19 protein-coding genes are annotated in these 17,341 nt (G+C 61.7%); 11 read left to right on the top strand and 8 right to left on the bottom strand.

The genetic code is table 11. The features are described from left to right. Positions 1-61: 61 nt before the first annotated feature. A complete protein-coding gene (gene ttcA / locus NR164_RS12445; RefSeq protein WP_017848028.1) occupies positions 62-886 on the bottom strand; it encodes a tRNA 2-thiocytidine(32) synthetase TtcA in 825 nt (274 codons plus the stop codon). Positions 887-1,189: 303 nt separating this feature from the next. Between ttcA and NR164_RS12450 the strand changes: the two genes are divergently transcribed. Beyond that, positions 1,190-1,792, top strand: coding sequence for a Yip1 family protein (locus NR164_RS12450; protein ID WP_256822803.1), 603 nt, complete (start codon positions 1,190-1,192; stop codon positions 1,790-1,792). Positions 1,793-1,921: 129 nt separating this feature from the next. Continuing rightward, the gene (locus NR164_RS12455; RefSeq protein ID WP_046385234.1) at positions 1,922-2,416 is read left to right on the top strand and encodes a SprT family zinc-dependent metalloprotease; all 495 of its coding nucleotides are present in this window, start codon (positions 1,922-1,924) and stop codon (positions 2,414-2,416) included. Positions 2,417-2,530: 114 nt separating this feature from the next. Here the strand turns inward: NR164_RS12455 and NR164_RS12460 are convergent, their stop codons facing one another. Continuing rightward, the gene (locus tag NR164_RS12460; RefSeq protein ID WP_256822804.1) at positions 2,531-3,712 is read right to left on the bottom strand and encodes a CaiB/BaiF CoA-transferase family protein; all 1,182 of its coding nucleotides are present in this window, start codon (positions 3,710-3,712) and stop codon (positions 2,531-2,533) included. 158 nt (positions 3,713-3,870) lie between these two features. Between NR164_RS12460 and tusD the strand changes: the two genes are divergently transcribed. The 6 genes from tusD to NR164_RS12490 all read left to right on the top strand — a co-directional run bounded on the left by tusD (position 3,871) and on the right by NR164_RS12490 (position 7,307). After that, the gene (gene tusD, locus NR164_RS12465; RefSeq protein WP_079444185.1) at positions 3,871-4,263 is read left to right on the top strand and encodes a sulfurtransferase complex subunit TusD; all 393 of its coding nucleotides are present in this window, start codon (positions 3,871-3,873) and stop codon (positions 4,261-4,263) included. 1 nt (position 4,264) lies between these two features. Beyond that, entirely contained in the window at positions 4,265-4,615 is a 351-nt protein-coding gene (gene tusC, locus NR164_RS12470) for a sulfurtransferase complex subunit TusC (RefSeq protein ID WP_079444186.1), read from the top strand. Further along, positions 4,615-4,893: a sulfurtransferase complex subunit TusB gene (gene tusB / locus NR164_RS12475; RefSeq protein WP_017848034.1), complete on the top strand. Its 279-nt coding sequence runs from the start codon at positions 4,615-4,617 to the stop codon at positions 4,891-4,893. The genes tusC and tusB overlap by 1 nt, the downstream gene beginning before the upstream one ends. After that, positions 4,890-5,225 (top strand): TusE/DsrC/DsvC family sulfur relay protein, encoded by a 336-nt coding sequence (locus NR164_RS12480; protein WP_017848035.1) that lies wholly within the window; start codon positions 4,890-4,892, stop codon positions 5,223-5,225. Before tusB ends, NR164_RS12480 begins: the two co-directional genes overlap by 4 nt. Beyond that, positions 5,222-6,223, top strand: coding sequence for a glycosyl transferase family protein (locus tag NR164_RS12485; protein WP_256822805.1), 1,002 nt, complete (start codon positions 5,222-5,224; stop codon positions 6,221-6,223). Before NR164_RS12480 ends, NR164_RS12485 begins: the two co-directional genes overlap by 4 nt. Positions 6,224-6,311: 88 nt before the next feature. After that, positions 6,312-7,307 carry a glutathione S-transferase family protein gene (locus NR164_RS12490; RefSeq protein WP_256822806.1) on the top strand — a complete coding sequence of 332 codons (996 nt, stop codon included), beginning with the start codon at positions 6,312-6,314 and terminating at the stop codon, positions 7,305-7,307. Between the two features lie 106 nt (positions 7,308-7,413). Here NR164_RS12490 and cysG read toward each other — a convergent pair whose 3' ends face one another. From cysG to ftsK, 6 genes are read right to left on the bottom strand one after another with little or no spacing between them, the layout of a single operon-like run. Next, the gene (gene cysG / locus NR164_RS12495) at positions 7,414-8,808 is read right to left on the bottom strand and encodes a siroheme synthase CysG (protein WP_177031582.1); all 1,395 of its coding nucleotides are present in this window, start codon (positions 8,806-8,808) and stop codon (positions 7,414-7,416) included. Further along, positions 8,809-10,089, bottom strand: a complete 1,281-nt coding sequence (gene serS, locus NR164_RS12500; protein WP_017848039.1) for a serine--tRNA ligase — start codon at positions 10,087-10,089, stop codon at positions 8,809-8,811. A gap of 16 nt (positions 10,090-10,105) precedes the next feature. Next, positions 10,106-10,480, bottom strand: coding sequence for a fluoride efflux transporter CrcB (crcB, locus tag NR164_RS12505; protein WP_057004421.1), 375 nt, complete (start codon positions 10,478-10,480; stop codon positions 10,106-10,108). After that, on the bottom strand, positions 10,480-11,802 hold the full coding sequence (locus tag NR164_RS12510) for a replication-associated recombination protein A (protein WP_017848041.1): 1,323 nt from the start codon (positions 11,800-11,802) through the stop codon (positions 10,480-10,482). Before NR164_RS12510 ends, crcB begins: the two co-directional genes overlap by 1 nt. Before the next feature lie 27 nt (positions 11,803-11,829). Further along, positions 11,830-12,453 (bottom strand): outer membrane lipoprotein chaperone LolA, encoded by a 624-nt coding sequence (gene lolA, locus NR164_RS12515; RefSeq protein WP_017848042.1) that lies wholly within the window; start codon positions 12,451-12,453, stop codon positions 11,830-11,832. Between the two features lie 54 nt (positions 12,454-12,507). Further along, a complete protein-coding gene (gene ftsK, locus NR164_RS12520; protein ID WP_017848043.1) occupies positions 12,508-14,913 on the bottom strand; it encodes a DNA translocase FtsK in 2,406 nt (801 codons plus the stop codon). 496 nt (positions 14,914-15,409) lie between these two features. Here ftsK and aat point away from each other — a divergent pair, with 496 nt between their 5' ends. From aat to infA, 3 genes are all read left to right on the top strand, one after another. After that, a complete protein-coding gene (gene aat / locus NR164_RS12525) occupies positions 15,410-16,090 on the top strand; it encodes a leucyl/phenylalanyl-tRNA--protein transferase (protein ID WP_079444188.1) in 681 nt (226 codons plus the stop codon). Positions 16,091-16,145: 55 nt separating this feature from the next. Continuing rightward, positions 16,146-16,853, top strand: a complete 708-nt coding sequence (locus NR164_RS12530; protein WP_017848045.1) for an arginyltransferase — start codon at positions 16,146-16,148, stop codon at positions 16,851-16,853. Between the two features lie 100 nt (positions 16,854-16,953). Continuing rightward, complete coding sequence (infA, locus tag NR164_RS12535; RefSeq protein WP_002553999.1) at positions 16,954-17,172, top strand: translation initiation factor IF-1; 219 nt, start codon at positions 16,954-16,956, stop codon at positions 17,170-17,172. The last annotated feature ends 169 nt before the right edge of the window (positions 17,173-17,341 follow it).

Consider the following 17,341-nt stretch of genomic DNA (forward strand, 5'->3'; position numbering starts at 1 on the left):
TCCTGGGGATTGAAATGAAAACGGCGCCTGTGAGCGCCGTCGTTCAGAGCGTTGAGAAACGTCAGAGGTTCACCACGTTGACGAAGCGCGAAGCGGCGTTCTCGTCGATACGCAGGCTGGTGAAGTCGAACAGGTTACGGTCGGCCAACTGCGACGGGATCACGTTCTGCAAGCTGCGGAAGATACTCTCGGTACGCCCTGGGGTCTTGCGTTCCCAGTCCTGGAGCATCTCCTTGACCACCTGGCGCTGCAGGTTTTCCTGGGAGCCGCACAGGTTGCACGGGATGATCGGGAATTGCTTGAAGTCGGAGTAGGCCTGGATGTCCTTCTCGTTGCAATACGCCAGCGGGCGAATCACCACGTTGCGTCCATCATCGGCGCGCAGCTTGGGCGGCATGGCCTTGAGGGAGCCGTTGAAGAACATGTTGAGGAAGAATGTCTCGACGATATCGTCGCGGTGATGCCCCAGGGCCATCTTGGTCGCACCGATCTCATCGGCAAACGTGTAGAGCGTGCCACGGCGCAGGCGCGAACACAGCGAGCAGGTGGTCTTGCCCTCCGGGATCAGTTCCTTGACCACCGAATAGGTGTCTTTTTCGACGATGTGGTACTCGATGCCCAGTGTCTTGAGGTAGGCCGGCAGCACGTCTTCGGGGAAGCCCGGTTGTTTCTGGTCCATGTTGACGGCAACGATCTCGAACTTGATCGGCGCAACCTTTTGCAGGTGCAGCAGCACGTCGAGCATGGTGTAGCTGTCTTTGCCGCCGGAGAGGCAGACCATGACCTTGTCGCCGTCCTCGATCATGTTGAAATCGGCGACCGCTTCACCGGCCAGGCGACGCAGGCGTTTTTGCAGTTTGTTCTGGTTGACCGTAAGAGTGCCCATGGCGCTTGGATCCGCTAGAGGTGTGTGACGAAAAGCGCGGTATTTTACCGGTAAGGTTGACCAAGTTCCAATGTGGGAGGGAGCAAACCTCCTCCCCCACTTGAGTGCATTGCCAACGACAGACCGCGCCGCGATTAAGCCCACTGTTTACAGCGCAATTTGCTCTAAAGCCCTACGGTTTTTCCGGTCATCACTTCCTATACTGCGACTTGAGGTCGCACATAACTATCCAGACCTTTCAGGCCATCTGGCCCGTGGGCGCTCCGATGGGGGGCGATGGTAATAACGACAGGAGTGACTGGCATGATCCATCACGTCGTGGGGCTTTTTACCCATCCCGACCAGGAATGGCGGGAAATTCGTGGCGATAAAGAAGAAAGCGTCAGCCACATGTACCTCACTCACACCTTGATTCTCGCGGCGATCCCCGCCGTATCAGCCTTTATCGGCACCACCCAGGTCGGCTGGGTCATCGGCAGTCGCTCCCCGGTCATGCTGACCCAGGAAAGCGCCTTGTGGATGACCATCATGTCGTACCTGGCGATGCTCGGCGGCGTAGCGGTCATGGGCGCCTTCATTCACTGGATGGCGCGCACCTACGACGCCAGCCCCAGCATGGCGCGTTGTGTCGCCTTTGCCACCTACACCGCGACACCGTTGTTCATCGGCGGGCTGGCGGCGCTCTACCCGCACATGTGGCTGGGGATGGTCGTCGGCACGGCGGCGATCTGTTACACGGTGTACCTGCTGTATGTGGGGTTGCCGACGTTCATGAGCATCGATCCGGACGAAGGCTTTCTGTTTTCCAGCTCGGTGCTGGCCGTGGGCCTGGTCGTGCTGGTGGCAATCATGGCGTTCACCGTGATCGTCTGGGGCCTGGGCGTTGGCCCGATCTATACCAACTAAGCGGTTTCACCCAGCAGGCAAGGCCACCGCAAGGTGGCTTTGTGCGTCATGCATGACCATTCGGCGCCTGACCGATTCGGAAACACCCGCCTTTGCGGCATACTGGCCACCTCTGGAGAGATGTACAGCATGCCCGAGCAACTCAATACCCGCGTCGAAGATTGTTTCCTGCTAGCCGAATCCTTTTTCAAACGAAGCTTCAAACGCCCCCAGGTCAGCCTCAAGTTGCGGGGCCAGAAAGCCGGTGTCGCGCATTTGCACGAAAACCTGCTGCGCTTCAACCCACAGTTGTACCGCGAAAACAGCCAACACTTCCTGAAACAGACCGTGGCCCATGAAGTGGCGCACCTGATCGCCCACCAATTGTTTGGCGAGCGCATCCAGCCCCATGGCGAGGAATGGCAACTGATCATGCGCGGCGTGTATGAACTGCCGCCAGACCGTTGCCACACCTATGAGATCAAGCGCCGCCAGGTGACCCGCTATATCTACCGCTGCCCGTGTGCCAACAGCGACTTCCCGTTTTCGTCACAGCGCCATGGACTGGTGAGGCAGGGGCGGCGTTATCTGTGCAGGCGCTGTCGGCAGACGTTGGTGTTTACCGGGGAAACTCGCGTCGAGTGAAATATGCGGTGTGTGTGAGGGCCTCATCGGGGGCAAGCCCCCTCCCACATTTTGACCCTGTTCACAGAGCTAATTGTGGGAGGGGGCTTGCCCCCGATGAGGCCCGCCCAGTCACTACACAATCACCTTGGCAGCACGCAACGCGCTGATGCGCTGTGAGCTCAAGCCCAACTCCATCAGCACTTCATCACTGTGCGCGCCCACCGCGGCCCCGATATGCCGGGGGGCTGGCAACCCTTCGGAGAACTTCAGCGGGCAAGCCATCTGCGCCTGGGTCGAGCCGTCGGGCCGCGGCACCTGGGTGACCAGTTCCCGCGCCTTCAACTGCGGATGCTCCACGGCTTCGCTCAGGCTCAGCACCGGTTCGACGCACGCATCGACCCCGGCAAACAACTCGCACAATTCCTCGAAGCTGCGCTTCTCGAACTCAACCTGCAGCGCCTGCTTGAGCGCCTTTTGCCGCTCAGGCTCGGGCGACAAACCTTGTGCCGCCAGTTCCGGTCGCCCCAACGCGGCGCACAATTGCTGCATGAATGCCGGTTCCAGACTGCCGACCGACATCCAGCGCCCATCGCGGGAACGGTAATAATCGTAGAAACTGCCGCCATTGAGCACATGGGTCTCCCACCCCGGCTCCACGCCACAGGCCAGGTAGCCAGCGCCGGCCATGGCATTCAAGCTGAACGAGCAGTCGGTCATGCTCACATCCAGGTATTGGCCAACGCCGCTCTGTTGCCGCGCAATCACCGCCGCGAGCAGGCCCACCACCGCGTGCAGCGAGCCACCGGCGACATCCGCCAATTGCACGCCCAACGGCAGCGGCCCGCTGTCCCGCCGCCCGGTATGGCTGGCCACTCCGGCCAACGCCAGGTAGTTGATGTCGTGCCCGGCGCGGTCCTTGTAGGGGCCGGTCTGACCGTACCCGGTGATCGACACATAAATCAGCCGCGGGTTGATCGCCTTCAACGCCGCATACCCCAGGCCCAGGCGCTCCATCACCCCGGGGCGAAACTGTTCGAGCACGATGTCGTAGCCCTTGACCAGTTCGCGCACAATCTCCAGCGCCTCGGCCTGCTTCAGATCCAGGGCGAGGCTGCGCTTATTGCGATTGAGGTAAGCATGGCTGGCCGAGGTGCCCTGATCGTGGGGCGGCAGCACGCGCAGCAGGTCCATGCGCGTGGGCGATTCGATGCGCAGCACCTCGGCGCCCATGTCCGCCAGCATCAGCGACGCAAACGGGCCGGGCAGCAAGGTGGAAAAATCCAGTACTTTAAGGGACGCCAAAGGACCTGACATGGAGACTCCGTTTCCGATTCGACTGGCGACAGCGTAGTCAGCCTTCAGCGCCGACGGCAATCGTCAGAACGATCATCGGCAGTGACCGTTTTGATCACGGCGGGCTTTTTCCCGGCGGCGGCCTTATCATTGGCCCACGTTTGCTTGCAGGGGGTTCCATGAAATTTGCGATAGCACTGTTTTCCGCCGCCCATGCGCCCTCCTCGCGTCGCGCCTTGCTGTTCGCCCAGGCGGCGCTGGCCGGCGGGCACGAGATTGTGCGCCTGTTTTTTTATCAGGACGGCGTCTACAGTGCCTCCAACACCATCGTTGCGCCACAGGATGAGCAAGACATCGCTCGCCAATGGCGTGAGTTTGTCAGCGCGCATCAGTTGGACGCCGTGGTGTGCATCGCCGCCGCCCTCCGCCGTGGCGTGCTCGACAGCGAAGAAGCCACGCGTTACCAGCGCAGCGCGGTGAACCTGGAGGCGCCATGGGAGCTGTCGGGCCTTGGGCAATTGCACGACGCGACCCAGGCCGCCGACCGCCTGATCTGTTTTGGAGGGCCGTGACATGTCCAAATCCTTGCTGGTGATCAGCCGCCAGGCACCGTGGTCCGGGCCGAGCGCGCGGGAAGCCCTGGATATCGTATTGGCCGGCGGCGCGTTCGATCTGCCCATCGGCCTGTTGTTCCTGGATGACGGCGTGTTCCAACTGGCGCCGCACCAGGACGCCAAGGCCGTGCAGCAAAAAGACCTCGGCGCCAACCTGCAGGCACTGGGGCTGTTCGGTATCGACGAGGTGTTTGCCTGCGGCCACAGCCTGGCTGCGCGCGGGCTGACGCACCCGGTCAATGCACAGGCGCTGAACGACGAACAGATTTCCCAGTTGATTGACCGTTACGACCAGGTGATAACCCTCTGATGTCGACTTTACATGTGGTGTCCCACTCCCCGTTTACCGATAGCCGCCTCGACAGCTGCCTGCGCGTCTGTGGCAGCGACGATGCGATCCTGCTCTGTGGCGACGGCGCCTACGGGCTGCGTCACCCGGCGCTGCTGACCAAAGGCGTGAAGGTCTTTGTGCTGGCCGAAGACAGCCTGGCGCGCAACCTGCCGCTGCCCGACTGGGCCGACTGCGTGGATTACCCAGGTTTCGTGCAGCTGTCGATCGACTACGACAAGGTCAACACCTGGCTATGAACACCCTGACCGTGGGCGCGCGCACCCTCGAACTGGACAAGGACGGCTACCTCGTCGACCTGAACGAGTGGTCGGCCGACGTGGCCAACGCCCTCGCCGCCGCCGAAGCCCTCGAGCTGACCCCGGCGCATTGGGAAATCCTCGAGCTGCTGCGCCAGTTTTATCAAGAGTTCCAGCTGTCCCCCGCCACACGCCCGCTGATCAAGTACACCGCCTTGAAGCTGGGCGCGGACAAGGGCAACAGCCTGCACCTCAACAAACTGTTCAACGGCACTCCCGCCAAACTCGCCGCCAAGCTGGCCGGCCTGCCCAGACCGACGAATTGCTTATGACCGACTTTGCTCCGCTGACCCTCGAAACCCCTGCCGAGCACCCGTTTGCGCCGTTCGTGCGTATCCTGGGCAAAGGCAAGCGCGGTGCGCGCAACCTGACCCGCGAAGAAGCCCGCGAAGCCATGGGCATGCTGCTTGACGAAAAAGTCGAAGACACCCAGCTCGGTGCCTTCCTCATGCTGCTGCGCCACAAAGAGGAAAGCCCGGAAGAACTCGCCGGTTTCACCGAAGCGGTGCGCGAGCGCCTTCACGCCCCGGCGCTGAAGGTGGATATCGACTGGCCGACCTATGCCGGCAAAAAGCGCCACCTGCCGTGGTTCCTGCTGGCCGCCAAGTGCCTGGCGCAGAACGGTGTACGCATCCTCATGCATGGCGGCGGCGCCCACACGGCCGGCCGGCTGTACACCGAGCAATTGCTGGAAGGTCTACAGATCCCGCTGTGCCGCAATTGGCAGCAGGTCGAGACGGCCTTCGAGCACGGCAACCTGGCATTCATCCCGCTGGGCGACTGGGCCCCGCAACTGCAACGCATGATCGACCTGCGCAACACCCTGGGCCTGCGCTCGCCGATCCACTCCCTGGCACGCCTGCTCAACCCGCTGAATGCACGCTGCGGCCTGCAAAGCATCTTCCATCCCGGCTACCAGGGCGTACACCGCGATGCCAGCGGCCTGCTCGGCGACACGGTGATTGTGGTCAAGGGCGATGGCGGCGAAATCGAGATCAACCCCGACACGATCAGCCACCTCTACGGCAGCACCGGTGGCGAAAGCTGGGACGAAGAATGGCCCGCCCTCGCCGCCCAGCGCCATGTCAAACCGGCCAGCCTGGAGCCCGAACAGTTGAAAGCGCTGTGGCGCGGCGAGGTCGAGGACAGCTACCCGCAACTCGCCTTGATCGCCACCATGGCCCTGGCCTTGCGCGGCCTCGGTCATCCGCAGGAGCAAGCGTTCGAATTGGCCCAGCAATACTGGGACGCACGGGATAAATCGATTTAATCGATCATTCCCCCGCAATCTTTGCGCTTTTAGTTCGAACTCATCCCTTTAGACTGGACTCCAACGCTTATTAGCCAAGGAGCCAGTCATGGGTTTGCTGATTGAAGGACGCTGGCACGACCAGTGGTACGAAAGTAGCGCGGATGGCGCGTTCCAGCGGGAACAGGCACAACGCCGCCACTGGGTGACCGCTGACGGCCAGCCCGGCCCCAGCGGCGAAGGTGGCTTCAAGGCCGAAGCCGGTCGTTACCACCTGTATGTGTCGCTCGCCTGCCCGTGGGCCCATCGCACGCTGATCCTGCGCAAACTCAAGGGGCTGGAAGGTCTGATCGACGTGTCCGTGGTCAGCTGGCTGATGCTGGAAAACGGCTGGACCTTCGACAAGGCCCGCGGCTCCAGCGGCGACTCGCTGGATGGCTTCGCGTTCATGCACCAGCGCTACACCGCCGACACGGTCGATTACACCGGGCGCGTCACGGTGCCGGTGCTGTGGGACAAACAACTCAAGCGCATCGTCAGCAATGAATCAGCGGAGATCATCCGCATGTTCAACAGCGCGTTCAACGGGCTGACCGGCAACACCCTGGACTTCTACCCCGAGGCTCTGCGCCCGCGCATCGATGCGCTGAACGAACGCATCTACCCCGCCGTGAACAACGGCGTGTACCGCGCAGGCTTCGCCACCTCGCAGCAGGCCTATGAGCGTGCGTTCGATGATGTGTTTGCCGAACTGGACCACTTGGAACAGCACCTGGGCGAGCATCGCTACCTGGCCGGTGAGTACCTGACCGAGGCGGATGTACGGCTGTTTACCACGCTGATTCGATTTGATGCGGTGTATTACAGCCACTTCAAATGCAACCTGCGGCGGATTGCCGATTATCCGAATCTGTCGAATTGGTTGCGGGAAATCTATCAATGGCCGGGAGTGGCCGAGACGGTGGACTTTGCGCACATCAAGGGGCATTACTATGCCAGCCACCGCACCATCAATCCGACGGGGATTGTGCCCAAGGGGCCGTTGCAGGTGTTTGATGCCGAGCATGATCGCGGGCGGTTGAGCGCTAAGGGCGTCTGGCGCTGATCCAGAGGATGGGTTGGATCTAATGGCCTCATCGGGGGCAAGCCCCCTCCCACATTGGAATGCATTCCAAAATGTGGGAGGGGGCTTGCCCCCGATGCATTCAGGCTCAGACCTGGGCCTGGGCGCCTTCAAACCATTTGAGCTTCTCGCGCAGCACCACCACTTCACCCACGATCACCAGCGTCGGCGCATGCACTTCATGCTCCGCCACCAGGCGCGGCAGGTCGGCCAGGGTGCCGGTGAACACGCGCTGGTTGGACGTGGTGCCCTGCTGGATCAACGCCGCTGGCGTGTCCGCCGAACGTCCATGCTTGATCAGCTGTTCGCAGATGATCGGCAAACCGATCAAGCCCATATAGAACACCAGGGTCTGCGACGGGCCCACCAGATCACCCCAAGGCAGGTCCGAGGTGCCGTTCTTCAGGTGACCGGTGATAAAGCGTACCGATTGCGCATAGTCACGGTGGGTCAGCGGAATCCCGGCATACGCCGCGCAGCCGCTGGCCGCCGTGATCCCCGGCACCACCTGGAACGGAATGCCATGGGCCGCCAGCTCTTCGATCTCTTCGCCGCCACGGCCAAAGATGAATGGATCGCCGCCCTTGAGGCGCAGCACGCGCTTGCCTTGCTTGGCCAGGTCGACCAATTGCTGGTTGATCTGGTCCTGGGGCACGGCGTGATCGGCGCGACGCTTGCCCACGTAGACGCGCTCGGCATCACGACGGCACAGCTCAAGAATCGCTGGGGCCACCAGACGGTCGTAGAGCACCACATCGGCTTGCTGCATCAAACGCAAGGCGCGGAAGGTCAACAGGTCCGGATCGCCGGGGCCGGCGCCCACCAGGTAGACTTCGCCCGGGGCATAAGGCGGCGCGCCGTTGACCTTTTCGATCAGCAAACGCTCGGCTTCATCGCCCTGCCCGGCCAGTTGCCGGTCGGCAATCGGGCCCTGGAAGACTTCTTCCCAGAACGCACGGCGCTGCTGCACGTCCGGGTACAAACGCTTGACCTGGGCCCGAAAGCGCGCCGCCAGCCCGGCCAACTGGCCATACGTGGACGGAATCCAGGTTTCCAGCTTGGCCCGGATCAAGCGCGCCAATACCGGCGCATCGCCGCCGCTGGACACCGCGATCACCAAGGGCGAACGGTCGACAATCGCCGGGAAGATCACGCTGCACAGGGCTGGCGCATCCACCACGTTGACCGGTACGCAACGGCGCTTGGCATCACTGGACACTTGCGCGTTCAGTGGTTCGTCGTCCGTTGCGGCGATGATCAGGGTGCAACCGTCAAGGTCGGTCTCCTGATAACCGCGCACGATCAGTTCCCCGCCACTGCCCAGCACCAGTTCACGCAACTGGTCTTCGATCTGGGGAGCAACCACCCGCAGCAGCGCGCCGGCGTCGGCCAGCAGGCGGGACTTGCGCAAGGCAATCTCCCCGCCACCGACGACCAACACACGACTGCCGCGCAGGTTATGAAACAGCGGCAGAAATTCCATTTAGCCGATGACCTCGATGCCCGCCATGTACGGCTTGAGCACATCCGGCACACGGATCGAACCGTCGGCCTGCTGGTAGTTTTCGAGCACGGCCACCAGGGTACGGCCTACGGCCAGGCCCGAACCGTTGAGGGTATGCACCAGTTCCGGCTTGCCGGTTTCCGGGTTGCGGAAACGCGCCTGCATGCGACGGGCCTGGAAATCACCGCAGTTGGAGCACGACGAGATCTCGCGGTATTTATCCTGGCTCGGCACCCACACTTCGAGGTCGTAGGTCTTCACGGCGCTGAACCCCATGTCGCCGGTACACAGCGCCAGCACGCGGTACGGCAGCTCCAACAGTTGCAGCACGCGTTCGGCGTTGGCGGTCAGGCCTTCGAGGGCTTCCATGGAGGTCGACGGCTCGACAACCTGCACCATCTCGACTTTGTCGAACTGGTGCTGGCGGATCATGCCGCGGGTGTCGCGCCCCGATGCACCGGCTTCACTGCGAAAGCACGGCGTGTGGGCGACGAGCTTGAGCGGCAGGTGCTTGGCGTCGAGGATCTCGCCGGCGACGATGTTGGTCAGCGACACTTCGGCGGTCGGGATCAGGTACAGGTCGGCTTCGCCATCGCGGCTGATCTTGAACAGGTCTTCCTCGAACTTCGGCAACTGGCCGGTGCCCTGCAGGGCCGGCGCCTGAACCAGATACGGGGTGTAGGCCTCTTCGTAGCCGTGCTCGCCGGTGTGCAGGTTGATCATGAACTGCGCCAGGGCGCGATGCAGGCGGGCAATCGGGCCACGCAGCAAGGCAAAGCGCGCACCGGATAGCTTGGCGGCGGTTTCGAAATCCAGGCCGCCGTTCAGTTCGCCCAGGGCGACGTGGTCCTTGATCGCGAAATCAAAGGCCTTTGGCGTGCCCCAGCGGCGCACTTCGACGTTGCCGTCTTCGTCCGCACCGACCGGCACCGACTCGTGCGGCAGGTTCGGAATGCCCAGCAGGATCGAATCCAGCTCGCCCTGGATCTTGTCCAGTTCGAGTTTGCCGTCGGACAGCTCGGTGCCCATGCGCTCGACATCCGCCATCAACGGCGCGATGTCTTCACCGCGCTGCTTGGCTTGCCCGATGGACTTGGAACGCGCATTACGCTCAGCCTGCAGTGCTTCGGTGCGGGTCTGGACGGTCTTGCGCTGTTCTTCCAGCGCTTCGATGCGCGCAACATCCAAGGCAAAGCCACGGGATGCCAGGCGGTCCGCTACGTCCTGAAGGTTGCTACGTAACAGTTTGGAATCGAGCATGTCGGTCTCTCGTTTATCAAAGTTTGGTCAAGGACAGGCCGGCCCAGGTGGCGAGCAGCCCGCCGAACACGCTGATGCCCAGGTACCCGAAGGCGACCAGGGCCTGCCCGCTTTCCAGCAGGCGCACCGTATCCAGTGAAAAGGATGAAAAGGTCGTCAGACCGCCTACAAAGCCGACAATCAAGCCGGCACGAATTTCAATCGGCACTTCCGGGCGCAACAGGAACCAACCGTACAACAGCCCGATGATCAGGCAGCCGACCAGGTTGACCGCCAGAGTCGCCGTATAAAAATACCTCGGCCAGTTGGCGTTAACCCAATTACCAGTGGCGAAACGCAATAATGTACCAGCGATGCCGGCAACGGACACGGCAAGAATCGTCTTGAGCACTACTTTCTCCGCTGTTTGGGGCTGAGACGGTCGAGTTGAGCGAGGTGATTGAGCTTTTCACCGATCTTCAGCTCCAGGCCACGGGGCACCGGCTGGTAGAACGGCTGCGGCTCGAGCGCGTCAGGGAAGTAATCTTCGCCGGCGGCATAGGCGTCCGGCTCATCGTGGGCGTAGCGGTATTCATCGCCGTAACCCAGTTGTTTCATCAATTTGGTCGGCGCATTGCGCAGGTGCAGCGGCACTTCGAGGGAGCCATGTTCGGCCGCAGCGCGCAGTGCCGATTTGAAGCCCATGTACACCGCGTTGCTTTTCGGCGCGCAGGCCAGGTAGGTAATGGCCTGGGCCACCGCCAGCTCGCCTTCGGGGCTGCCCAGGCGCTCCTGCACTTCCCACGCAGCGAGGCACAGGCTCAAGGCGCGCGGGTCGGCGTTGCCGATGTCTTCGCTGGCCATACGCACCACGCGGCGCGCGAGGTAGAGCGGGTCGCAGCCACCGTCGATCATGCGCGCGAACCAGTACAACGCGCCGTCGGGGTTGGAGCCGCGCACCGATTTGTGCAGCGCCGAAATCTGATCGTAGAACGCTTCGCCACCCTTGTCGAAACGCCGGCGCGTGTCGCCGAGCAGGCTTTGCAGGAGTTCGACGCCAATCTCGCTGCCGTCCTCGGCCAGGTCGGAGGCGTTCTCCAGCAGGTTCAGAAAGCGCCGCCCATCGCCGTCGGCGGCGCTGAACAGGATCTTGAAGCCTTCATCGCTGAGGCTCAACTGGCGCTTGCCCAAGCCCTTGTCTTCGCTCAAGGCGCGCTGCAGCAGCTTTTGCATCGCCGCTTCATCCAGGCTCTTGAGCACATACACCCGCGCCCGCGAGAGCAAGGCGTTGTTCAATTCGAAGGACGGGTTCTCGGTGGTTGCACCGATAAAAATCAGCGTGCCGTCTTCGACATACGGCAAGAACGCGTCCTGCTGCGACTTGTTGAAGCGATGCACTTCGTCGACGAACAAGATGGTGCGCTTGCCGTATTGCCCGGCCTGCTGCTTGGCCACTTCCACGGCCTGGCGGATCTCTTTGACCCCAGCCAGCACCGCCGAGACCGTTTCGAAGTGGGCATCCGAGACTTTCGCCAACAGCCGCGCCAGCGTGGTTTTACCCACCCCCGGCGGCCCCCAGAAAATCATCGAGTGCAGCGCACCCTGCTCCAGGGCTTCGCGCAAAGGCTTGCCGCGAGCGAGCAGGTGTTCCTGACCGACGTACTCATCCAGGTTGGTCGAACGCAAGCGTGCGGCCAGGGGTTGAGCGATCGGGTCACTTCGAAACAGGTCCATGGGCAGCGTTTGAAACCTCTAGGCAGGTTATTCCTGGATCACGTCGGCACCCTTGGGGATGTCGAACTTGAACGTGGACGCGGGCACCGGCACGTTGGCCTTGACCCCGGTGAACAGGATATCGGTGCGCTGGCCGACGCTGTCGATCAGGCGCATGTTATTGATCACGCCGTTACCGAACGAAAGGTGCAGGCTGTCGAACAGCGTGTCCTTGGATTTCGGCTTGAGGGTGAATTCGATCACGTTGCTGGTTTGCTTGGAGGTGATCTCGAAGCTGTCGTTGATCTTCGACACATCGCCCGACAGCAACAGCGCCGGGGTCTGGTTCAAGCGCGGATCGAGCTTTTTGATGGTCGCCTGTTCCAGGTCCGGGTCCCACAGCGTGACTTTCTGGCCATCGGAAACGATGGTCTGCTCGGCCTTCCCTTCCGTGTGCCAGTAAAACAGCCCAGGGCGCTGCACGGCCATTTCACCGGCGGTTTCCTGCAACTGGGTGCCGCCGGCATCCAGGGTCAGCTGGGAGAAGCGCGCGGTCAGGGTCTTGGATTTGTCCAGCAGGTTGGTCAGGCTGGCGACGGAGGCCGGATCAGCGTGAGCCGAAACAGCAGTCAGGGCCAGTGCCGGCAACAACAGCATGCGGATAAGACGCATGGGAGTCCTCATTGAGTCGTTAGGGCGCGCCGCGTGCTGCCACGCGGCGCGTGATCAGTCGCGCATCTGCCCGGGGGCGATGACTTCGCGCGAGCCGTTGGTGTTCATTGCGGTGACGACGCCGGCATTTTCCATGGCTTCGATCATGCGGGCGGCGCGGTTGTAGCCGATTTTCAGCTTGCGCTGCACGGCGGAGATCGAGGCGCGACGGCTTTCCAACACGAAGGCCACCGCTTCGTCGTACAGCGCGTCGGTTTCGGCATCATCGTCGCCACCGCTGCTGCCGCCGTCGAAGCCGCTGCCGGCTTCTTCAACACCGGCGAGGATGTCGTCGTTGTATTCCGGCGCACCGCGCAGTTTCCAGGCTTCCACCACGCGATGCACTTCATCGTCGGAAACGAACGCACCATGCACGCGAATCGGCAGGCTGGTGCCCGGCGGCATGTAGAGCATGTCACCGTGGCCCAGCAATTGTTCGGCGCCGCCCTGGTCGATGATGGTCCGCGAGTCGATCTTGCTCGACACCTGGAACGCCATGCGCGTCGGGATGTTGGCCTTGATCAGACCGGTGATCACATCCACCGACGGCCGCTGGGTCGCGAGGATCAAGTGGATACCGGCAGCACGCGCCTTCTGTGCGATACGTGCGATCAACTCTTCAACCTTCTTGCCGACGATCATCATCATGTCGGCAAATTCGTCGACCACCACGACGATGGTCGGCAACTTGGTCAGCAATGGCGCTTCGTCGTGGATGCTTTCGCGCTTGTACAGCGGGTCGGTCAGCGGCGTGCCGGCGTCCTGGGCTTCCTTGACCTTGGCATTGAAGCCCGACAGGTTGCGCACGCCCATCTTCGCCATCAGCTTGTAGCGCCGCTCCATCTCGGCAACGCTCCACCGCAGGGCGTTGGCGGCGTCCTTCATGTCGGTGACCACCGGGCAGAGCAAGTGCGGAATGCCTTCGTAGATCGACAATTCGAGCATCTTCGGGTCGATCATGATCAGCTTGGCGTCTTCCGGGCCGGACTTGAACAGGATCGACAGGATCATCGCGTTGACCCCCACCGACTTACCCGAACCGGTGGTACCGGCCACCAGCAGGTGAGGCATTTTCGCCAGGTCGGTGATTACCGGCTTGCCGCCGATGTCATGGCCCAGGGCCAGGGTGACCGGCGATTTGAAGTTGTCGTATTCCGGGGTCGACAGCACCTCGGAGAAGCGCACGATCTGGCGGTCTTCGTTGGGAATCTCGATGCCCACGGTGGTTTTGCCGGGGATCACTTCCACCACCCGCACGCTGGTCACGGCCAGGGAGCGGGCGAGGTCTTTGGCCAGGTTGGAGATTCGGCTGACCTTGACCCCGGCCGCTGGCTGGATTTCGTAACGGGTAATCACCGGGCCGGGGTGGATCGAGTCCACCGAGACTTCGACGCCGAATTCCTTGAGTTTGATTTCCAGCAGATGGCCGACGGCCGCCAGGGACTCCGGGGAATAGTTGAGCTGTTTCTTCTCGGCCGGGTCGAGAATCGAGATCGGCGGCAGCGTGCCTTCGACCGCGCTGTCGACAAACAACGGCGCCTGTTTTTCTTTCTGCACGCGATGGCTCGGCTCGGGAGCCTTGGGCGGTGCCGGGGCAATCACCGGCGGCACCTGTTTCTCGCGCTCCGACATGTGCTTGCTCAGGGCTTGTTCGCGTTCGATCAGGCGTTCCTTGACCTTGGCCTGTTCACGCCGGTCCGGCGTGCTCGGGGCCACGACCTCGTTGACGCGGGTGTCCACCTCGCGCAATTGGGCCACCATGCGCTTGCGCTCCACCCGGGCCGCCCACCAGCGGTTGGCGGCGCCCTGGAACAGCTCCAGCAGGTCGAGGGTGATTTTGCCGGTCACGTCCATCACCTTGAACCACGACAGGTCGGTGAACACGGTGAGGCCGAACAGGAACAGCGCGATAAACATCAGGGTGCTGCCCTGGATATTCAGGGTCTTGCGGGCCAGGTCGCCGAGGCTCTCACCCAGCGCGCCGCCAGCACCCGCCGGCAGGCCGGTCGGCGCATGGAAATGGATATGCGCCAGCGCCGCGCCGGACAGCACCAGGAACACCAGGCCGATCAGGCGCCAGGAAAACAGCCAGCCACTCCACTGCCACGGCTCATGACGCTGGCGGAAGATCTGCCAGGTCTTGATCGCCAGCAGCAACGGGAAGATGTACGCGAAATAACCCAGCACCATGAACAGGATATCGGCGCTGTAGGAACCGGCGGGGCCACCGAAGTTCTGCACGTCATCGATCTTGCTGTTGTGGCTCCAGCCCGGATCGTCCTTGCCATAGGTGAGCAAGGCCATCATCAGGAACAGGCACAGCGCGCCGATGGCGATCAGCGCACCTTCCTTGAGCCGATAATGCAGGTGCTGACGCCAGGCCGGCACGACTGTTTTTTGTGTCGCGGTGGATTTCTTCAAAACGGGTCTTTTCCTGCGCCTTTAGCGCGTCCATCTGTTGAATGACTGCACACTGCCGCCCAATCCGAGCAGCCGAAAAATAAACGAACGCCGTTAAATCTACCTTTAACACCGAGCGATTGACGAGTGAAACGGCGATAACGCCAGAATGCCCGCATTGTACGGGTTTGTGTCCGCGATGCCACGCCCTTGCCCCTTGCGCGGCAGCCTGGACAATTCAAGTGTCACACACTGTTCAATTTGAGCATGCATTGTCTTTGCTGACAAAGGCTTATGCGCTGTTTTTAGCAATCCAGGCAAGCTTGGCAATTGGCCTGCATGGGGCAGCCCCGAATACGACCACGTCTCTGCGAGAGAGTTGCAGAAACACCCGCTCATGCTAATCCACAGCAATGCCCGATTCGGGCTGGCCCCCTGACGCCGGGTCGACAATAATCAACCCTCCGGGCAGGCCCGACGCCTGCCACTCCCCTCCCCTTCCGTAAGCCTGGATGCCATGCTGACCTGGTTACAACGCGACACCCTGACCTTCCCGCCGCTGGCCAAAGCCATGCGCGAACCCAATGGCCTGCTCGCCGCCGGTGGCGACCTGTCGGCCGAGCGACTGATCCAGGCCTATCGCCACGGCTGCTTTCCGTGGTTCTCGCAGGGCCAGCCGATTCTCTGGTGGTCGCCGGACCCTCGCACGGTGATTTTCCCCGACGAACTGCACGTATCCCGCAGCCTGGGCAAATTATTGCGCCAGCAGCGCTATCGCGTGACCTTCGACCAGGACTTCGCTGCGGTCATCCAGGCCTGCGCCGCGCCTCGCGCCTATGCAGATGGCACCTGGATCACCGAAGGCATCCAGAGCGCCTACCAGGAGCTGCACGCGCGGGGTTACGCGCACTCGGTCGAGGTCTGGGACAATGGTGAACTGGTGGGCGGCCTGTATGGGCTGGCGATGGGCCGGCTGTTTTTTGGCGAATCCATGTTCAGCCGCGCCGATAACGCCTCGAAGTTCGGCTTTGCCACGCTGACCCGGCAGCTGCTGGCATGGGGTTTTGTGCTGATCGACTGCCAGATGCCCAACGATCACCTGCACAGCCTGGGCGCCCGCGCCATACCGCGCAGCGAGTTCGCCGGCTTCCTGCGCGACTATCTGGACCAACCCAACGCTGGACCGTGGGTTTCCTAGGCGACTTCCTCGCACCTGGCTTACACTTATTTCAAAGCTTATCCGAGGGTTGATCATGACCGAGCTGGCGCGCTTGAAGTTTTATGCCACTCAAGCCCACTCTTGCAGCTATCTGCCCGACGAACAGGCCACTACGCTGTTCCTCGACCCCAGCCAGCCGATGGACGTGCATGTGTATGCCGACCTTTCGGAAATGGGCTTTCGGCGCAGCGGCGATCACCTGTACCGACCGCACTGCCAAAACTGCAATGCCTGCGTGCCGGCACGCATTCCCGTGGCGCAGTTTGTGCCGGACCGCAACCAGAAGCGCATCCTCAAGCGCAACGCCGACCTGACGGTCACGGCGGCCAACCCCAGGTTCAGCGAAGAATACTTCGATCTTTACCAGCGCTACATCGAACAACGCCACGCCGACGGTGACATGTTCCCACCCAGTCGCGACCAGTTTTCCACCTTCCTGGTGCGTGAACTGCCTTTCTCACGCTTCTACGAATTCCGACTCGACGGGCGCCTGCTGGCCGTCGCCGTGACCGATTTGCTGCCCAACGGCCTGTCGGCGGTGTACACCTTCTATGAACCCGACGAAGAGCGGCGCAGCCTGGGACGCTTCGCGATCCTCTGGCAAATCAGCGAAGCCCGGCGCCTGGAACTGGAGGCGGTGTACCTTGGATACTGGATCAAAAACTGCAAAAAGATGAACTACAAGACCCAATATCGGCCGATTGAACTGCTGATTAATCAAAGATGGGTCACGCTTAACTAGAACCTCTTGGCTTAAACACCCTTTTTCGGGCACAATGCACGCCGCTTTTGCCTGGCGCAGTTGCACCGGGCCATTCACTGGATACCGAGGGCTTTACTGCATGTCGAAAGAAGACAGCTTCGAAATGGAAGGCACTGTCGTCGACACCCTGCCCAACACCATGTTTCGTGTGGAGTTGGAAAATGGGCACGTCGTAACCGCGCATATCTCCGGCAAGATGCGCAAGAACTACATTCGTATTCTTACCGGTGACAAAGTGCGCGTCGAGCTGACGCCCTATGACTTGAGCAAAGGGCGCATCACTTACCGCGCCCGCTAATCAAGTCAATACAAGACGCCCGGTTATGCCGGGCGTTTTTGTGTGTATAGCATTTACCTGACAGCCGAAACCCAATGTGGGAGGGAGCTTGTTCCCTCCCACATTGGATCGCCATTGTTCTGGCAATTGCATTTCAAGACAGCAAAAAGGCGCCTTTCGGCGCCTTTTG

The organism is Pseudomonas sp. Pse79 (genome assembly GCF_024519615.1).
GTDB classification, from domain to species: Bacteria; Pseudomonadota; Gammaproteobacteria; order Pseudomonadales; family Pseudomonadaceae; genus Aquipseudomonas; species Aquipseudomonas veronii.